16 protein-coding genes are annotated in these 18,139 nt (G+C 65.4%); 4 read left to right on the top strand and 12 right to left on the bottom strand.

Annotation, left to right across the window (positions count from 1 at the left end; genetic code table 11):
- Window positions 1–32 precede the first annotated feature (32 nt).
- Both AAGT95_RS13520 and AAGT95_RS13515 read left to right on the top strand, forming a co-directional pair.
- Window positions 33–932: a LysR family transcriptional regulator gene (locus AAGT95_RS13520; protein WP_342594121.1), complete on the top strand. Its 900-nt coding sequence runs from the start codon at window positions 33–35 to the stop codon at window positions 930–932.
- 115 nt (window positions 933–1,047) lie between these two features.
- On the top strand, window positions 1,048–2,436 hold the full coding sequence (locus AAGT95_RS13515) for a hypothetical protein (RefSeq protein WP_342594120.1): 1,389 nt from the start codon (window positions 1,048–1,050) through the stop codon (window positions 2,434–2,436).
- 30 nt (window positions 2,437–2,466) lie between these two features.
- Here AAGT95_RS13515 and aroC read toward each other — a convergent pair whose 3' ends face one another.
- Window positions 2,467–3,558 carry a chorismate synthase gene (gene aroC, locus AAGT95_RS13510; RefSeq protein ID WP_342594119.1) on the bottom strand — a complete coding sequence of 364 codons (1,092 nt, stop codon included), beginning with the start codon at window positions 3,556–3,558 and terminating at the stop codon, window positions 2,467–2,469.
- Between the two features lie 33 nt (window positions 3,559–3,591).
- Window positions 3,592–4,548, bottom strand: a complete 957-nt coding sequence (gene prmB / locus AAGT95_RS13505) for a 50S ribosomal protein L3 N(5)-glutamine methyltransferase (protein WP_342594118.1) — start codon at window positions 4,546–4,548, stop codon at window positions 3,592–3,594.
- A gap of 187 nt (window positions 4,549–4,735) precedes the next feature.
- On the opposite strand from prmB, the gene AAGT95_RS13500 reads away from it, so the two are divergent.
- Window positions 4,736–5,308, top strand: a complete 573-nt coding sequence (locus AAGT95_RS13500) for a Smr/MutS family protein (protein ID WP_342594117.1) — start codon at window positions 4,736–4,738, stop codon at window positions 5,306–5,308.
- A 119-nt stretch (window positions 5,309–5,427) separates the two neighbouring features.
- On the opposite strand, the gene AAGT95_RS13495 is transcribed toward AAGT95_RS13500, so the two are convergent.
- The 3 genes from AAGT95_RS13495 to AAGT95_RS13485 are packed head-to-tail and all read right to left on the bottom strand — an operon-like array spanning window position 5,428 to window position 8,185.
- Entirely contained in the window at window positions 5,428–6,504 is a 1,077-nt protein-coding gene (locus tag AAGT95_RS13495; protein WP_342594116.1) for a patatin-like phospholipase family protein, read from the bottom strand.
- A complete protein-coding gene (locus AAGT95_RS13490) occupies window positions 6,501–7,382 on the bottom strand; it encodes an alpha/beta hydrolase (protein WP_342594115.1) in 882 nt (293 codons plus the stop codon). Before AAGT95_RS13490 ends, AAGT95_RS13495 begins: the two co-directional genes overlap by 4 nt.
- Window positions 7,379–8,185 (bottom strand): alpha/beta hydrolase, encoded by an 807-nt coding sequence (locus tag AAGT95_RS13485; protein WP_342594114.1) that lies wholly within the window; start codon window positions 8,183–8,185, stop codon window positions 7,379–7,381. The genes AAGT95_RS13490 and AAGT95_RS13485 overlap by 4 nt, the downstream gene beginning before the upstream one ends.
- Before the next feature lie 228 nt (window positions 8,186–8,413).
- Between AAGT95_RS13485 and AAGT95_RS13480 the strand changes: the two genes are divergently transcribed.
- Entirely contained in the window at window positions 8,414–9,361 is a 948-nt protein-coding gene (locus AAGT95_RS13480; RefSeq protein ID WP_342594113.1) for an AEC family transporter, read from the top strand.
- 91 nt (window positions 9,362–9,452) lie between these two features.
- Here the strand turns inward: AAGT95_RS13480 and AAGT95_RS13475 are convergent, their stop codons facing one another.
- The 7 genes from AAGT95_RS13475 to AAGT95_RS13445 form a co-directional block, all read right to left on the bottom strand.
- Window positions 9,453–11,030, bottom strand: coding sequence for an aldehyde dehydrogenase (NADP(+)) (locus tag AAGT95_RS13475; protein WP_342594112.1), 1,578 nt, complete (start codon window positions 11,028–11,030; stop codon window positions 9,453–9,455).
- Between the two features lie 125 nt (window positions 11,031–11,155).
- On the bottom strand, window positions 11,156–11,935 hold the full coding sequence (locus tag AAGT95_RS13470; protein ID WP_342594111.1) for a FadR/GntR family transcriptional regulator: 780 nt from the start codon (window positions 11,933–11,935) through the stop codon (window positions 11,156–11,158).
- 75 nt (window positions 11,936–12,010) lie between these two features.
- Window positions 12,011–12,820 carry an NAD(P)-dependent oxidoreductase gene (locus AAGT95_RS13465; protein WP_342594110.1) on the bottom strand — a complete coding sequence of 270 codons (810 nt, stop codon included), beginning with the start codon at window positions 12,818–12,820 and terminating at the stop codon, window positions 12,011–12,013.
- Between the two features lie 77 nt (window positions 12,821–12,897).
- Window positions 12,898–14,178, bottom strand: coding sequence for a TRAP transporter large permease (locus AAGT95_RS13460; RefSeq protein ID WP_110600967.1), 1,281 nt, complete (start codon window positions 14,176–14,178; stop codon window positions 12,898–12,900).
- A gap of 4 nt (window positions 14,179–14,182) precedes the next feature.
- Complete coding sequence (locus AAGT95_RS13455) at window positions 14,183–14,704, bottom strand: TRAP transporter small permease (protein ID WP_110710033.1); 522 nt, start codon at window positions 14,702–14,704, stop codon at window positions 14,183–14,185.
- 70 nt (window positions 14,705–14,774) lie between these two features.
- Window positions 14,775–15,776, bottom strand: coding sequence for a TRAP transporter substrate-binding protein (locus AAGT95_RS13450; protein ID WP_342594109.1), 1,002 nt, complete (start codon window positions 15,774–15,776; stop codon window positions 14,775–14,777).
- A 367-nt stretch (window positions 15,777–16,143) separates the two neighbouring features.
- Window positions 16,144–17,991: a GGDEF domain-containing protein gene (locus AAGT95_RS13445; RefSeq protein WP_342594108.1), complete on the bottom strand. Its 1,848-nt coding sequence runs from the start codon at window positions 17,989–17,991 to the stop codon at window positions 16,144–16,146.
- Between the last annotated feature and the right edge of the window lie 148 nt (window positions 17,992–18,139).

Genomic DNA, 18,139 nt, shown 5'->3' with positions numbered 1-18,139 from the left:
AATTCAAGAAACCATCATCAGGAACCCGCGCCATGGACACGCAGAGCCTGCAGGCCTTCATCGCGGTCGCCGACACGGCCTCGTTCTCGCTGGCCGGCGAGCAGTTGCACCTTACCCAGCCGGCGATCAGCAAACGCATCGCCGCACTGGAGTATCAGACCGGCGCCAAACTGTTCGATCGCATCAATCGTCGGGTCAGCCTGACCGAAGCCGGCCGTCTGCTACTGCCACGCGCTCGTCAGATCCTGCAGCTGGTCGAGGACAGCCGCCGCACCTTGAGCAACCTGAGCGGCAGCGTCGAGGGCAGCCTGACGCTGGCGACCAGCCACCATGTCGGCCTTCACCGGCTACCGGCGGTGCTCAAGGCCTTCACCCAGCGCTATCCCGATGTCGATCTGGATCTGCGCTTCCTCGACTCCGAGCAGGCCTACCATGGCGTGATCGCCGGTGAGATCGAACTGGCCGTAGTGACGCTCTCACCCCAGCCCTACCCGCAGGTGGAGTCGGTGCCGGTGTGGATCGATCAGCTGCGATTCCTCGCCGCGCCCGACCACCCGCTGACCGCGAGGGACTCGCTCTCGCTGGCCGATCTCGTCGACTACCCCGCGGTCCTGCCCGGCCCGCTCACCTTCACCCGCGATATCGTGATCAACTCCTTCACCCAGGCGGCACTCTCCATCGACGTGGCGCTGTCCACCAACTATCTCGAAACGCTCAAGATGATGGCGAGCATCGGCCTGGGCTGGAGCGTGCTGCCGGAAAGCCTGATCGACGACGACATCGCGGTGCTACCGGTGGATCACCCGCCGATCGTGCGTCGCCTCGGCTACCTGGTTCATCGCGAACGCACGCTCTCCAATGCCGGTCGCGCGATGATCGCCGAACTCGAGAAAGTCAGGGCGGCCGAAGCCTCCCGAAGCGGCTACGCTTAGCCCCGTTGCAGGACCTGTGGCAAGGCCACGCTCGACCGGTTCGGGTTCGAAACGAAGTCATTCGAGGCGCCCTCGTTCGAGAGGCGCCAATCCAGAAAGAAAGGAGTTGTCGCGCATGGCGCAGGACCATGGGGACGGATCGCGGGAGTCGACGGCACGGGAAGCGCATTCCGAGGGCCCATTGCGCCTGGGGCTGGTCCCGGCACCGGAGCTGCCGGAGCGGGTCGCCGGCCTGATCGCCGACGAGCTGTCCGAACTGCTCGGGCGCCACACCGATGATCGTCATCAGTGGCGGGTGGAGTGCGTCACCGACGCACTGATCGGGGCCGAGGATTCGACGGACAACGTCATCGATCAGGCAGAGCGGATCAAGCGTGACCACGGCTGGCACTATGTGGTCTGCATTACCGACCTGCCGCTCTTCCGCGATGACCGCCTGACGCTGGCGGAAGCCAGCGAGAACCTGGGCGTGGCGATCATCTCGCAGCCCGCCTTGGGTATCTCGCCGCTCAGGCGGCGGCTGCGGGAAGCGATCCTGCACCTGGTCAACGAGATGCATCACGGCAGCGATGGGGAAGAGCGTGAGCGTCAGCAGCAGCATCTCGAGCAGGGGCGAGAGGCCCGTGAACGGAGCGGGATTCGCAATCGCAATTCACGCGAGCTGATGGGTTGGCGGCTCTCCGAGCGACTGGTCCCAATCCAGAGGATCACGCCTTCCGATGAGCACGAGAAGCATGTCGATGTGCGCTTCGTCAGCGCCGCCAAGTGGCGGGGGTACGCCAAACTGCTCGGCGGCATGGTGCGGGCCAATCGCCCCTGGACCATCCTGCCCGCCTTCCGCCGCATCGTCGCGGTGGCCTTCGCCACCGGCGCCTACGGCCTGATCTTTCCCTCGCTGTGGAAACTCAGCGCCGCCTACGAGTTCTACCGCTTCGTGATTCTGATGATCGCGGCCATGGCAGCGATGGTGACCTGGCTGATACTCGATCACGGCCTGTGGGAACCCAGGCGATACAGCGGATCGAACCGCCTGACGGGATTCTACAACCTGACCACGGTGCTGACGCTGACGGCGGGCGTCGCCTGCTATTACGTCATCCTGTTCGCACTGTTTCTGGCCGCGGTGATTCTGTTCGTCCCTGCCGATCTACTGGAGACGACGGTTGGTCAGTCGATCAACTGGCTCAACTTCCCAGCCCTGGCCTGGCTCGCCGCCTCGGTGGCCACCGTCGCCGGCGCCCTGGGGTCGAGCCTCGAGAGCGACGAAACGATCCGCAGCGCCACCTACGGCTATCGCCAGCAGCTTCGCCAGCGCAAGGTCAAGGAGCGCCAGCAGCAGGCACAGGAGGAGCGCCAAGGCGGCGCGAACCAGGGCGGCGCAGAGATACGCGGCACGGACAAGGAAAGTGACAACGGAAATGGTGGAAATGGGGACTACGAGAATGGCGTTGGCGCAGCCGAGGATCGCAAGGCAGGCCGTGGCGAGCCCCCTGGCGACGAGTGATCGCCGCCAGGGTCGAGGCCTTCGCCGAGTCTAGCGCTGGCCCAGACGCGGGGTGGCTACCCGCACATCGCCGTTCTGCCCCCGGTGGCGCAGCAGGTGATCGATCAGCGTCAGCGCCATCATCGCCTCGGCGATCGGTGTGGCGCGAATCCCCACGCAGGGGTCGTGACGCCCCTTGGTGACCACCTCCACCGGCTCGCCGTGCACATCGATGGAACGCCCCGGCCGGGTGATGCTGGAGGTCGGCTTCAGCGCCAGATGCGCGACGATCGGCTGGCCGCTGGAGATCCCACCGAGCACGCCACCGGCGTGATTGGAGAGAAAGCCTTCGGGCGTCATCTCGTCGCGGTGTTCGCTGCCCCGTTGCGCGACGACACCGAAGCCGTCGCCGATCTCGATGCCCTTCACCGCGTTGATGCCCATCAGGGCGTGGGCCAGGTCGGCATCCAGGCGGTCGAAGACCGGCTCGCCCAATCCCACCGGCACGCCCTCGGCAACCACGGTGATTCTCGCGCCGACCGAATCCTGGTCACGGCGCAGCTGATCCATGTAGGCCTCGAGCTCCGGGAGCCTGGCCGGATCGGGACAGAAGAACGGGTTGTCGTCCACCCCCTCCCAGCTCTTGAAGTCGAGCTCGATCGGCCCGAGCTGGCTCATGTAGCCGCGCACCCGGATGCCCTGTTGCGCCAGCCAGGCCTTGGCGATGGCGCCGGCGGCCACCCGCATCGCGGTCTCGCGAGCGCTGGAGCGCCCGCCACCCCGATAGTCGCGGATGCCGTACTTGTGATGGTAGGTGTAGTCGGCGTGCGCCGGCCGGAATTGCTCCGCGATCTTGGAGTAGTCCTTGGAGCGCTGGTCGGTGTTCTCGATCAACAGCCCGATCGGCGTGCCGGTGGTCCTGCCCTCGAACACCCCGGAGAGGATCTTCACCTGGTCGGGCTCCCGGCGCTGGGTGGTATGACGCGAGGAGCCGGGGCGACGGCGGTCCAGATCGACCTGAAGGTCCGCTTCGCCGATCTCGAGTCCCGGCGGACAGCCATCGACGATGGCGCCCAGCGCGGGGCCGTGACTCTCACCGAAAGTGGTGACGGTGAACAGTTTGCCGAAGGTGTTGCCGGACATGCGCGATCCTCAGAAAAGGGTAAAAGCTCGCAATCAGCGCGCTTGGGAAGCGGCGAAAACATCCGCGTAGGTATCGAGATCCTCGGCACTGAGTGCGAAGACGCCTTCGCCCCCGCGCTCGAACTCGAGCCAGAGAAACGGCACCGTCGGAAAGGCCGCCTCGAGATGGTGCTGAGAATTGCCGACCTCGACGATCAGCACACCGCCGTCGTTCAGATAGGCCCGCGCCTCGCGCAGGATGCGTCGCACGATGTCGAGACCGTCTCGACCGGCGCCCAGCGCCAGGTCGGGTTCGTGGCGATACTCCGCCGGCATCGCTGCCAGATCGCGACTGTCGACATAGGGCGGGTTGCTGACGATCAGGTCGTAGCGCTGCCCGGCGACGCCCTCGAACAGGTCGGAAGCCACGGCACGCACGCGCCGGCCGACGTCGTGGCGCACGATATTGGCCTTGGCCACGTCGAGCGCGTCGACACTGATATCGACCAGGTCCACCTCGCAGGTCGGCAGGTGAAGCGCGGTGGCGATGCCCATGCAGCCGGAGCCGGTACAGAGATCGAGGACGCGAGCCGGGGGCCTGTCGTCGAACCAGGCCGAGAACCCCTGCTCGATCAGCTCCGCCGTCGGCGAACGCGGAATCAGCACCCGTTCGTCGACTTCGAACGGGAAGCCGGCGAAAAACGCCTCGCCGATCAGGTAAGGCAGCGGCTGGCGCGTCTCGATCCGAGTCCTGACCAGTGCCACGATGCGTTCGCGCTCGACGCCCAGAAGCCGCGAATCGAGCACCGCCGGGTCGACGTCCCAGGGCAGATGCAGCGCCCCCAGCACCAGCGCCACCGCTTCGTCCCAGGCGCTGTCGGTGCCGTGGCCGAAGTGGAGGCGGTGGGCGTGAAATTCGCTGGTTGCCCAACGCAGGCAGTCCCGCACGCTGAACAGATCGGCGACGATGGCATCGTCGGCTAGCGTCAGGGTCGACGGCAAACGGGGCATGGACGGGACTCGCATCAGGCTGAAAAACGGACGACGATTGTACCCTCAAGGATGGCGGGTTCACAGCCGGGCTGATTCATCACCTACCGCTCCCCACAGACAAGCCACGAAGCCCGGAATCGTTTACCCTTTGCGCCGCGCAACGATTCCAGCCGGCACGACGATGGCAAGCGGAGGTTCCACGGTCATGACTTCAGGCGACGATGACGATTACAACGCGTTCCGCGACGCGCTGAAAGCGGCCGGCATCAGGCGGCTCAGCGTCAATCGCGCCGCCGTCGGCAAGCCGCGCCGCAACGACATCAACGCCGATATCCGCCGTGAAGCCGCCGAACAGGCTCCGCCGGTGGTGCAGTCCCAGCTCTCCGACGGTGGCGTCGAGGCCGTCACACCGCACCAGCGGCTGGAATTCGCGATCCCCGACCTCCCCACGCGCACCTTTGCCAAACTCAAGCGGGGCCATATCGCCTGGGAGGGCGGACTCGACCTCCACGGCCACACCCTCGACGAGGCGCGCCTCGAACTCGAATCGTTCATCGACGATGCCGTCGCCAACCGGGTCCGCTGCGTGCTGGTGGTCCATGGCAAGGCGCGTGGCTATCGCGGCAACGGCGCGGACTACCCGGTGATCAAGAGCCACGTCAACGCCTGGCTCAAGAACTGGTCGCGAGTGATCGCTTTCTGCTCCGCCAGCGAGATCGATGGCGGCACCGGCGCGCTCTATGTCCTGCTGCGCACCCGGGCCGATGCAAGCCGCTGAACCGTCACCTGGGACGCCCAGGGAGCGCGCGGCGAAACCGGAGACACGGCTCGGGATCGGGCTTGAGGAAGGGCGAGCTTACGCGACGCACGACTCACCCAGGCGGCCCTGCCGTGTCTTCAACCGTGCCGCTTGGGCGACGACAGCGGCAGGGGCAACCGCCCCTGGGGGTCGCCGCTACTGGAAGGATGGCGGCGGCCATCGACCGGTTCACCGGCCACCATGGTCCGGTCACGCTGGCGCTCATGGCGATCCAGGGCCTGGGCGGTGAGATAGCGCCCCAGCTCGATCAGCGCCTCCGCCCGATGGAACTCGTAGGCCCCGCAGACGCTCTTGGGCACGTCGATCAGGATATCGGGTGGATAACCGGCGACCTTGTACTTGGCCAGCGCGGCCTGGGTGATATCGAACGAGGCCAGCATCATGTCCAGCTTGCTCCAGGCGCGCTCGGTCTGGCTGGACCAGCTGACGTTCTCGGACGCCTCCTCCTCGTCGCTGAACGAGGAGACCATGCCCTGGACCCGCGTGCGCACGTTCTTCAGCCAGCCGCTGAAGCTCTTGCCCTCGGCCTCGCGCTCGATCTCGCGGGCGTGTTCCTGGGCTGCCTGGTCGGCCGGCAGCAACTCCTCCAGCGTCACCGGCCGCGGCGTCTGGGCGGTGGCATTGACCGCCAGCACCAGATCCGCGTCGACCGACACCGTGGGGATGATCGGAAGCGGGTTCAGCAGCCCGCCGTCGACCAGGACGTGGCCGTTCTCCTGGACCGGGGTGATGATCCCCGGTACCGCGATCGAGGCACGGATCGCCCGCAGCAGCGGCCCGCTCTGGAACCACACTTCGCGCTGCCGCCCCAGGTCCGTCGCCACGGCGGTGAACGGCATCGGCAGATCCTCGATGCGGATGTCGCCGACCAGCGATTCCAGCTTGGTCATCACCTTGCCGGCGCGCATCGCGCCCATGGCGCTCCAGGTGATGTCGACCAGCCGCAGCACGTCGAAATAGTCGAGCTGACAGACCCAGTCGCGATAGGCATCGAGCTGGCCGGCGGCATAGATGCCACCGATCAGGGCTCCCATGGAGCAACCGGAGATCGAGGCGATCTCGTAGCCCCGCGCCTCGAGCTCCTCGATCACGCCGATATGCGCGTAGCCCCGCGCACCACCACTGCCCAATACCAACGAGACTCGAGGTTTCATGACAAGCGCTCCCCGGCGGTCGATTGATGCCAGCGTACGATCTCGGCCGCCACCTGCGCCACTCTGATCCGCTCCAGATGCAGGTGATGACCGCCGGAGACGATGCGTCGCTCGAGCCTGGCGAGCCGCCGGCAGGCATCACCGAGATGCGGCCGCTGGGTCAACACCCCGCCCGTGGCCTGCAACAGCAATACCGGCGCCCGAATCGCGGCGACCGTCTCCAGCATCTGGTCCGGCGTCCAGCGCAGCAGCGACGGCCAGGTCAGGCGCCGATCGGTGCGCCAGCGATAGTGCCCATCCTGCGCTCTCGCCAGGTTCCGCTCGACGATGGGCCGCGCGGTATCCGCATCGATCGGGGTGACCCCGCCCCGAACCCGCGCGGCGACGGCGTCTTCCACGCTGGGATAGCCGCCGGTATCGCCGCGCGACCGAGCGCGCGCGCCCAGCGCCGCCTGCAGCTGCGCCACCGTTTCGGCCGGTTCGTTGGTGGTCGAGGCGAGCCCGTCGATCAGCGCCAGCCGCTCCACTCGTGCCGGCATCGCCGCGGCGATCAGGCTGGCGACCCCCGCGCCCATCGAGTGGCCGACCAGCGTCGCGGCGCGTAGATTCAACCCATCCAGCGCCTCGAGCACGTCGGGGACGTAGCCCCACAGCGGATAGTCGGCGCGCTCGCCGCGGTGCGGCGAATGACCATGCCCCGGCAAGTCCAGCGCCACCAGGCGGATGCCCAGCTCGTTGACCAGCGCCGGCGCCAGGCGAGCGAAGGACGCGGCATTGTCTAGCCAGCCATGCAGGGCCACCCAGGTCGGCGCGGCCTCGTCACCCCAGCTCAAAGCCGCCAGCCGCCCTTCCCCCAGGAGCGTCTCTGCCGGCCTCACGCGCTCTCTCCCAGCATCTCGCCAATGGCCCTGACGATCGCCTCGCGGGTGGCTTCCGGTTGCTCGAACGGGAACATATGCCCCCCGGGTACGCAGCGAAGTCGAATGCCCAACCGCTCGAGCGAGCGTCGCCGACCGGGCGTCAGCAGATCGGACTGCTCACCGGCGATCACCGTCAGTGGCACGTCGAGCTTGCGCAGCACCGACGCCAGGTGGTCGGGCAGGTGGCGAAACACGGCCGCCTCGGTTCGGGGCGCATATCGCAATCTGGCGGCGCCGCTATCATCGTCGATGGTGGTCGCCCCGGTGACGTAGTCGCTCATGGCAGTCTCGGTGAAGCGCTGGAACAGCGAGCGGCGACGCAGTGCCGCCGCCATGGCGTCGCGACTGGGCCAGGTCTCGCGGCGTTTCAGCGTCTTGCCCGCTGGCGTCACCCGGTCGACGAACCCCGTCAGCTTGGCGGCCTTCAACATCCAGGCGTCGCGTCCCAGCAGCAGCGGGGGGTCAAGCGCCACCACGGCCCGGAAACGTCGTGGCGCCTTGGCCGCGGCCATGATCGACAGCACCCCGCCCATGGAGTGACCCACGGCCACGACCGGCGCTGCCAGCGGCTCGATCGCGGCGAGATACTCTTCGCGAAGCGCCAGCCAGTTGCGTCCGACCGGATAGCGGGGGTCGTGAGCCAGACGATCCAGCGGATGCAGTGCGAAACGCTCCGCCAACGGCGACAGCAACGTCCGATAGCTGGCGCCAGTGAACCCGTTGGCGTGGGCGAAGACCAGTGGATAAGGCAGCATCGACATCCAAATTCCCTTAGACTATCGGCTATACATTTTCACCGCTTCATCTTGCTGGCGCTATCGTCGACATGCTTGTCGAACGCGCGTTCGAAGCGTTTGCCAAAAAAGGATTGTACTGTGTCTCGCAAAGGATCCCATCGCGATACGCGTCTGCGTAACCGATTATTCTGGGCCCTGTTGATCGCCGCGCTGATCGTCGGCTTCTGGCTGGTACGCGGCGGAGAGTGAACGATGGGGCTGCTGGCCGCCTTTACGCATACGCTGGAGATCACGCTTCCCGTCTTCCTGATGGTCTTCCTGGGCCTCGGTCTCAAGCGCATCGGCTGGATCGACGCCCATTTCATCACCACGGCGTCGATGCTGGTGTTCAAGGTCACCATGCCGGCGCTGCTGTTCCTCAGCATCGTCAAGGCCGACCTGAACCGTGCGCTGCAACCGGAGCTGATCGGCTACTTCATCGGCTATACCGTGGTCAGTTTCTTCCTTGCCTGGGCCTGGGCGGTCTGGCGACACCCGCGGATAGAGCGCGGCATCTTCACCCAGGGGGCGTTCCGGGCCAACAACGGTATCGTCGGACTGGCGCTGGCCGCCGGCCAATACGGCGACTACGGTCTCTCCGTCGGTGGCGTGCTGGCCGGTGCCGTCATCGTCATCTACAACGTCTTTTCGGTCTTCATTCTGTCGTTCTACAGCGACCAGATCGCCACCGACTTCCGCAGCCTGGCCAAGAACCTGGCCAAAAACCCCCTGATCCTGAGCGTGGTCTTCGCCATTCCGGTGGCGCTGTCGGGCGTCGAGCTGCCCGGCTGGGCCATGACCTCGGGCGGCTATCTCGCCGGCATGTCGCTGCCGCTGGGATTGATCTGCATCGGCGGCACGCTATCGGTCAGCGCGTTCAAGCGCAGCAGCAGCATCGCTCTCGACGCCAGCCTGTGGAAGCTGGTCTGGGTTCCACTGCTCGGGATTGCCGGGGCGCTTGCCATGGGCATCCAGGGGCCCGCCCTGGGGATCCTGTTCCTTTACCTGGGCTGCCCCGGGGCGGCGGCCAGCTTCGTCATGGCCAAGGCGTTCAAGGCCAACGACAAATTGGCGGCCAACATCATCGTCATCACCACCTTCGCCTCCATGTTCAGCTTGAGCCTGGGACTCTTCCTGCTGAAGTGGCTGGCGCTGATATAGCCGGCCACCGCCGTCCCTCGAAAAAAACGGGCCGCTCTCTCGAGCGGCCCATTTCACTGGCGTGCCAGGGATCGGCACCCGGGCCGAGGCTTCAGCCCTCGCGCTCGCCGTCCAGCAGCCGGCGCAGTTTCAACGGATTGTCCTCGCGAACGGCTTCCGGCAACAGCGCATCCGGCAGGTCCTGGTAGCAGACCGGCCGCAGGAAGCGGAAGATCGCCGCCGTGCCGACGGAAGTGGAACGCGCATCGGAGGTGGCCGGGAACGGGCCGCCGTGGACCATGGCGTGACAAACCTCGACGCCGGTCGGCCAGCCGTTGGCCATGATGCGACCGGCCTTGCGCTCCAGGATCGGCAACAGCGCCCTGGCGGCTTCGAGATCGCCATCGTCCATCTGCAGGGTCGCCGTGAGCTGTCCTTCCAGCGCTTCGGCCACGCGCTTGACCTCGGCGGCGTCACGGCACGCGACGACCAGCGAGGAGGCCCCGAATATCTCGGCCTGAAGCGATTCGTCGGCGATCACGTCTTCCCCAGCGGCCACGAACAGCCCGCTCTGGCACTGGTTGGGGCCGTCGCCCTGCTGGCCCCGCGCGACTTCTTTCACCTTGGTACTCGCGGCCAGGACACTGACGCCATGCTCGTAGGCATCGTGGATGCCCGGGGTCAGCATCGTCTGGGCGGCGCTCGCCTCGACGGCTTGCGCGGCAGCGTCGAGGAAGACATCGAGATCCGGGCCCTCGATCGCGATCACCAGCCCCGGGTTGGTGCAGAACTGCCCGGCTCCCATGTTGAGAGAGCCCACGAACGCCTCGCCCAGCGCCTTGCCCCGCGCCTTGAGCGCCGCCGGCATCAGGAAAACCGGATTGATGCTGCTCATCTCGGCGTAGAAAGGAATCGGCTCCGGACGACGCTGGGCGATATCCAGCAGCGCCAGTCCGCCCTTGCGCGACCCGGTGAAGCCGCCGGCCTTGATCCGTGGATCGGCGACCAGAGCCTGGCCGACCTCGAAGCTGGCATCGTGCAGCATCGAGAAGACCCCTTCCGGCAGCCCGCACTGCTTCACGGCCGCTTGCACCGCGCGTCCGACCAGTTCACAGGTGCCTGGATGGGCCGGATGCGCCTTCACCACCACCGGACAGCCCGCGGCCAGCGCCGAGGCGGTGTCGCCGCCGGCCACGGAGAACGCCAGCGGAAAGTTGCTGGCGCCGAAGACGGCCACCGGCCCCAGGGCGATGTGGCGCTGACGCAGATCGACCCTCGGCATCGGCTGCCGATCCGGCAGGGCCGGGTCGATCCGCACGTCCAGCCATTCGCCGGCCCGTACGGTCTTGGCGAACAGCCGGAGCTGGCCGCAGGTGCGCCCTCGCTCGCCCTGGATACGCCCCTGCGGCAGGCCGGATTCGGCCACCGCACGCTCGATCAGGTCATCGCCGATCGCTTCGATCTCGTCGGCAATCGTCTCGAGGAAGCTGGCGCGTGTCTCGAGCGAGGATTCACGGTAGGTATCGAAGGCCGACCAGGCCAGCTCGCAGGCTCGCGAGACATCCTCCGCCGTTCCCCCAGGGAACTCGGTCGGCAGCCGCTCTCCGGTCGCCGGATTGATCGCCACGATGGGGTCGCGGCTACCTTTGACGTTTTGCTGCCCGATCAATAATTCGCCAGTCAGATTCACGTTACCTCCTGGATAGCGCTTGAATGTGCGGACGCCAACGCAACGCCGCCACCCTCCTGGCGAGGGCGATAGGCGCGGATGGACTGCAGTTGGCCAGCCCGGACACCGGTCCGGGCCGGTGGGCGTCACGCTTGGGAATGATCCTGATACGCGGCGTAATTGTCGTACGCCCGCTGAAGATGACGATGCATGGCATTGCGCGCGGCTTCGGCCTCGCCCGAGACGATGGCCTGCAGGACCTCGGCGTGCTCACGCGCAACCCTTTCAAGATAGTAAGATACGGCTTCCGGGTCGAGTTCCACGGACAGGAGTTTGGTGCGAGGGATGGCGCCCTCGTGGAGCTGGTCGTACAGCGACACGAAAAACGGATTGTGAGTGGCCTCGACGACCGCGCGATGAAAGACATAATCCTCGTGACGCGCCTGACTGTCGGTCTTGCAGGCGGCCAGAAACCGTTCGTGGGCCGATTCCAGCGCCGCGACATCGGCCGGCGTATGCCGCTTGGCCGCCAGCGCTGCGGCCTGGGAGTCCAGCGTGATGCGCATCTCCAGCACGTGCAGGATGTCCTCCACCGTGGTGGCGCTGATGCGGCGCGCAGGAAAGTGGTGATCCGGCGCGGAGCGCAGCACGCGCGTACCGATACCGCGACGCGTCTCGACCAGCCCCATCGACTTGAGGTGAGCGATCGCCTCGCGCACCGCCGTCCGGCTGACGCCGAACATGTCGCACAGCTGACTCTCGGTCGGCAACTTGTCCCCCACCGCGATCCGCTCCTGAGTGATCAGCGCCTCCAGTTGCCGGGCAATCTGGCGCGAAAGACTCTCCTGAGACGAGATACGCTTTATCTCCCAAGCCTTGGTCTGCTCCATCGTGCTGCCTACCTTATCGATTTTCTTGTCCGACATCCGAATCACTCGGACATCGCCAGCGCTGTATGACCTTGACCATCAGCATACCAGTTCGATCTGGCGGCCACGGGCTCATGTTTCGTCGTCGGGATGCCCCAGGGTGACGAATTTGCCCCCTTGGCGGACGACCGCCGGGTCCTGCGGATCCTGGGGCGCCTGGCGGGCCTGGGCCTCCACCTCATCACGCCACGGCGACGAGCTCTCTTGCGGCACCCAACCGAGGAACTGCGCGTGGCGGTTGTCCCACCAGCGTTCATCGTTGTCCGACACCCCGTAGATCACCGTATGACCCAGCCGTGGTGCCTGGAAGGCGCGCTCGAGTAGCGCCACGAAGTCCTCGGTTCCCAGCCAGGTGGCCAGCATCCGGGTATCCTGGGGCCGGGGAAAGCAGGAGCCGATACGGACACTCAGGGTCTCGATCGCGAATTTATCGAAATAGAGACTCGCCAGATCCTCGCCGAAGCACTTGGAAACGCCGTAGAGCGAATCCGGCCGGTGGGGAACCCGGGTATCGATGTGCGTCGCGCGTTCGTAGTACCCGATGGTGTGATTCGAGCTGGCGAACACGATTCGCGGCCTGCCCTGTCGGCGAGCCGCTTCATAGAGATTGTAGACGCCGATGATATTGGCCTGGAGGATACCTTCCCAAGGCTTCTCCACCGAGATGCCTCCCAGGTGGACGACGCCATCGCAGCCGTCGACGAGCCGGGCGACGGCCTGGGCATCCGACAGCTCGCAGGAAACGAGTTCCTCGTGATCGGCCGCATCGCCCAGATCGGCGATGTCGGACAGGCGTACCTGTCGGGCCAACCGGGAAAGATGAGGGCGGATCGCTTGGCCCACGCCACCGGCGGTGCCGGTGACCAACAGTCGGTTCAACATCGGTCGACTCCTCGAGTCAGATCATTCGCAGGATGGCCAGGGCCCAAATCGGGTCGGGCCTGAGGTGGGAAACGGGATCACTGTAGCCAGTTCGGCAGCGCCAACGACACGGCGGGGACATAGGTCACCAGCATCAGTACCACGAACAGTGCCAGATAGAACGGCCAGATGGTCTTGACCGTCTGCTCGATCTTGATCCCGCCGATGGCGCTGCCGACGAACAGGCAGCCGCCGACCGGGGGCGTGCAGAGCCCGATTCCCAGGTTCATCATCATCAGGATGCCGAACTGGATCGGATCCATGCCGAACTGCTGCGCCACCGGCAGGAAGATCGGCGTGCAGATCAGGATCAACGGCGCCATGTCCATGATCATGCCAAGTGCCAGCAGCAGCAGATTGAGCATCAACAGCACCACCACCGGATTGCTGGAGATGGAGGTCAGCGCCTCGGCGAGCAGCTCCGGCACGTTGTAGAGTGCCAGCAGGTAGGAAAATGCCGAGGCACAGCCGACCAGGATCATGACCAGCGCGGTGGTCTTGACGGCCTGGTAGACCGCCGTCTTGAAGGCCGACCAGCGCAGCTCCCGGTAGACCAGGCCGGTAATCACGATCGCGTAGATGGCGCCGAACGCCCCCGACTCGGTCACGGTCAGGATGCCGGAGAGCACACCGCCGACGATGATCACCGCCGTCAGCAGGCCCGGTAACGAGGCGAAGAAGCTGACCACCAGCGCCGCCCAGCCCGGAAACGCCTCGCCACCGTAGCCCCGCTTGACGGCAACGAGATAGGCCGCCACCGCCAGGGCCAGACACATCAGCACCCCCGGCACGATGCCGGCGACGAAAAGCTGCGTCACCGAGACGCCCCCGCCGGCGGCCACCGCATAGAGGATCATGTTGTGGCTCGGCGGTATCACGACACCGGCGATGGAGGAAGTGACGGTGACGTTGACCGCATAGTCGGTGTCATAACCCTTCTCCTTCATCACCGGGATCAGGATCGAGCCCAGCGCGGACGTGTCCGCGACCGCCGACCCGGAAATGCCGCCGAACAGCATCGACGAGGTGACGTTGACCATGCCGAGCCCGCCGCGCATGCGCCCGACGGCCGCCGAGGCAAAACGCACCAGCCGGCTCGAGATTCCGCCATGGAGCATCAGCTCGCCGGCGAAGATGAAGAACGGAATCGCCAGCAGCGAAAAGACGGAGATCCCCGACACGATACGCTGGAAGCCGACGAACAGCGGCAGTCCTTCGTAGAGAAAGGTCACGATCGAAGCGAGTCCCACGGCGAAAGCGATCGGGGCGCCCACGATCAGGCCGAGCAGGAAAACACCGAAGAGTATTGCCAGTCCCATGAATTCAGCTCCCCGCCCGCGGGTTCGAAAACCATCGCTTGATGAGATTGGCGCCGGTGAAGATCACCAGCAGCACACCACACACGACGAGCGGCGCGGCTCGCCAGCTCTCCGACAAGCCGATCATCGGAATCGGCCGTCCCGCGTTGTTCATGACCATCAGCCCGCCCTGCCACGCCATGAAGGCGCCGAACAGGATCACGAAGCCATCGGCGATGGCGTGCATGATCGCGCGAGGTACGCGAGGTGCGCCCTCTCGCAGGAAATCGATGCTCAAGTGGGAATTGAAGCGCACCCCGGCCGCGGCGCCGAGACAGGTGATGTAGACGACGATCAAGAGCGATGACTGCTCGATCCAGGTCGGTGTGTCGTTGAGCACGTAGCGCCCGAACACCAGCCAGCCGAACGAGAAGATGAGAAACACCAGCAGAACGCCGGCGACGATCAGACACAGACGTGCCAGACCATCCAGCACCCTGTCCGATGTCGAGCCAGGGGCGGAAGCCGAATCCGGAACCTTGTCCACGTGGGTTATCCTGTCGATGTCGAGAGCGAGTGGCGAGCGCCGGTGACCCGGACTCGCCTCCCTGAGGTTGTCACTGGGTGTTGCGGATATCGTCGATCAGCGATTCCAGGTCGGGATGCTCCTTGATGAATGCCTGATAGATAGGCTCCATCCGAGCTTGAAACGCGCTCTTGTCCTTGACCTGGTTGACCTTCACGCCCGCTTTCTCGACGATCTCGCGACTCTTCTCGACGCGCTCCGCCCACAGTTTTCGCTGCTCCTTGGCGGCGTTCTCCGCGGCGGTGCGCACGATCGACTTGTCCTCGTCGGAGAGTGCGTCCCAGCTCGTCCTGGCGATGCACAGGCACTCCGGAATGATCAGGTGATCGGTTTCGGAGAAGTACTTGGCGACTTCATAGTGGTTGCTGGATTCGAACGACGGGAAATTGTTCTCGGCACCGTCGATGACCCCGGTCTTGAGAGACTGGAAGACCTCACCGTAGGACATCGGCGTGGCGTTGCCGCCCAGCGCATCGACCATCTGCACGTACAGGTCGTTGTTCATGACCCGCAGTTTCAGCCCCTTGACGTCGTCCGGCTCCTCGATCGGATGGTCGGTATCGTAGAAGCTTCGCGCACCGGAGCCGAACCACGACAGCGCGATCAGATCCTTGTCGGCCAACGCGTCGGCGAAGCGCTTGCCGATGTCCCCATCCATGACCCGGTACATCTGGTCGACGCTGTCGAACAGGAATGGCAGCGACAGCACGTCGGTTTCCGGCACGATCGGGCCCATCGGTCCCATGTTGAAATTGCCGAAGTCCAGCGCCCCGCTGCGCGTCTGATCGATCGCGTCCGGCTGATCGCCCAGCACCGCATTGTTGTAGACGCGCGGATTGACCCGACCTTGCGTCTTGTCGGAGACCTCGTCGGCAAAGGATTTCAGCGCCAGCGAGTTGGGATACCCATCGGGATGGACATTCCAACCTCTCCAATCTTCCGCCGAGGCACTCGCGGCGACGCCCATCAGCGCACCGGCGGTCAATAGTGCCGTCAGCGGCACGGTCATTCTCGAGAAAAGAGATTGCGGCATGATCTGCTCCTGTAGCGATGGGTCGCCTGTTTGTTATCGTTTCACAGGCTGCCATACATCATACTTAGAGCAATATTAGACTTTGGGATCGCAGACGAATGTCTGATAATTCATTGTCATGAAACAAAATTTTGTCTCTAAATTATTACTTGCAATGACAACTGCATGATTCTTTTCGTTAACCGAGAATTCGAACTGACTGTTTAGATGAGGCGGATTTCGATTCTCGAAGGAGAGAGCTGTGGCACCTCCGAGATGACTCCTTTCCATCCTCTTCGGAACAAGAATCGCGCCCCCTGCACCAACGCATCAGTGATGGGCGCCTGGGATCGAACGACCGGCCGAGGATCAGGTACTGCCTCGCCGGTCATCCCTGCCCCGCTTCCGCCCGCGGCGGCTGAGCATCGCCGATCGCACCGCCCCGATCGCGACCGGAATCCGCTTCCTGCAGGGACGGCGCGGCCGAGGCCGAATAGATCGCCACCGCACTGCGCCCGCCACGCTTGGCGCAGTAGAGCGCTTCGTCGGCCAGTCGCAGCAGGCTGTCTGGACTTGTACCGTGCATCGGGTAGCTGGCGATACCGGCGGAGAAGGTGACATGGCCCAGGCACAATTCGCCACGCTTGAGCGGCGTCGCGAGGAGCCGCCCCAGCAGCCGCTCGAGGCGCTCGGCCAGCGCCTCCGGCGAGGCGTGGGAAAACAGCGCGAACTCCTCGCCGCCCAGGCGGCAGACGCTCTCGCCGGTCTCCTGGTGCGCCTTGAGCAGCCCGGCCAGGGTCACCAGCACGCTGTCGCCGGCGTCATGCCCGAAGCGATCGTTGATACGCTTGAAGTGGTCGAGATCGAGAATCGCCAGTGTCAGACACTCGCCGCGTGATACCGCCCGCCGGCCCGCCTGGGCGTAGGCGGCGTCGAAGTGACGACGGTTGTAGAGCCCGGTCAGGGCATCGCGATAGGACAACCCCTCGAGCTCCTCGACCAGTCGTGCCAGCTCCTCGGTGCGCGTTGTCACCTGCTGCTCCAGCGTCTCGTGGGAGCGGGCCAGCTCACGATGGACCCGGTGGTAGCGGTGCAGCGAGATCGCCACGCAGGAGAGTGAGAAGGCCAGCGAGCCAAAGCTCAGCGGTATCGGCTGCCACGGGATGAAACCGTGGGCCACCAGCATATCGGCCAGCAGCAACGGCGCGAACAGCGCGAAGCAGAGCACCACGGTACGCTGGGTACCATCCAGCGCACGCCACTGCCATAGCGCCAGTGCCAGCATCGCCGGCAGCGTTGCCACCAGCAGCCCGTCGAAGATCGGAAAGGTCAGCGACAGATTGATCACATTCCCCTGGACCAGCCCCATCACCAGTACCACGTAGGCGAGATGCAGCGCCCACAGCCGCTGCATCCAGCGCCGCGGACGGCCCTGGAGCCAGTGGGCCAGGATCAACCCGGTCGCCACCGGCAGCATGTAATAGCTGAAGGCCCTGATCAGATCCCATCCCAGCGGGTTGCCGGCGATCAATTGCCGCGCCGGCGCCTCGGCCAGCAGCATCAGTCCCGAGGCGCCGGCGAACAGCGCGATGGCACCGAAGCTGCGCCGCTCGACCCCGCCGGCGGCGAAGATCGCGGCGAACACCGAGAGCGCCAGGGCCAGCGCACTCACCGCCACGTCCCAGGCCGAGCGACGGATGATCTGACGATAGGCCTCTCCGCGCTCCATCAGGCGCACCTGGCCCCAAAGGCCGATGTTGGTGTAGTCGGAGAAGATGCGCAGATAGAGGGTCTGCCCGTCGAAGTCCTGGGGCAGCGCGATCATGTGCCAGGGCCAGCCGGCAAAGGCGATCCCGTCGCCCCCGTCGAACTCGCCGTGCTGGTAGATCAGCCGGTCACCGAGGTAGACCTGGGCGATCAGATCGATGCTGGAGATGAACAGCACCGGATCGTGCCATTGATTGTCCGGCAGGCGCAGGCGAAACCACACCTTGTCGTGACCATCACGCGCCGGAGGATCGGCGGGAAAAGCGATCGGCTGCCAGCCGGGAGCAGCGGGGTTCAGCCAGGCCGGCAGCCCGGCGCTATCCTGCGGCGAATCGCCCCAGCGGTACTCCCAACCGCTGGGCTCGACGCTCGGTATCTCACCCTCCGGCTCTCGCGTGGCCCAGCTCCAGGCCACGAATATGCCGATCAGCAATACGCACAGGCCGGTCACGGCACCGATCACGCGCATGATGAGCTCCTACCGCTCAGGGAAGCTCATAGTGCCATGAAACCAAGTGTAAAAATAAGTATCTAAAGGTAATTTAGCAGTACCCTCGTCCACTCCCTTGACGCCCTTGTCCTGCCCACCATCCTGCCTAACGCCCGCTCCTGGCTCC

This window comes from Salinicola lusitanus (genome assembly GCF_038648475.1).
GTDB lineage: Bacteria > Pseudomonadota > Gammaproteobacteria > Pseudomonadales > Halomonadaceae > Salinicola > Salinicola lusitanus.
Note: the sequence above shows the minus strand (reverse complement) of the source record. Positions and strands in the feature narration are given on the sequence as shown.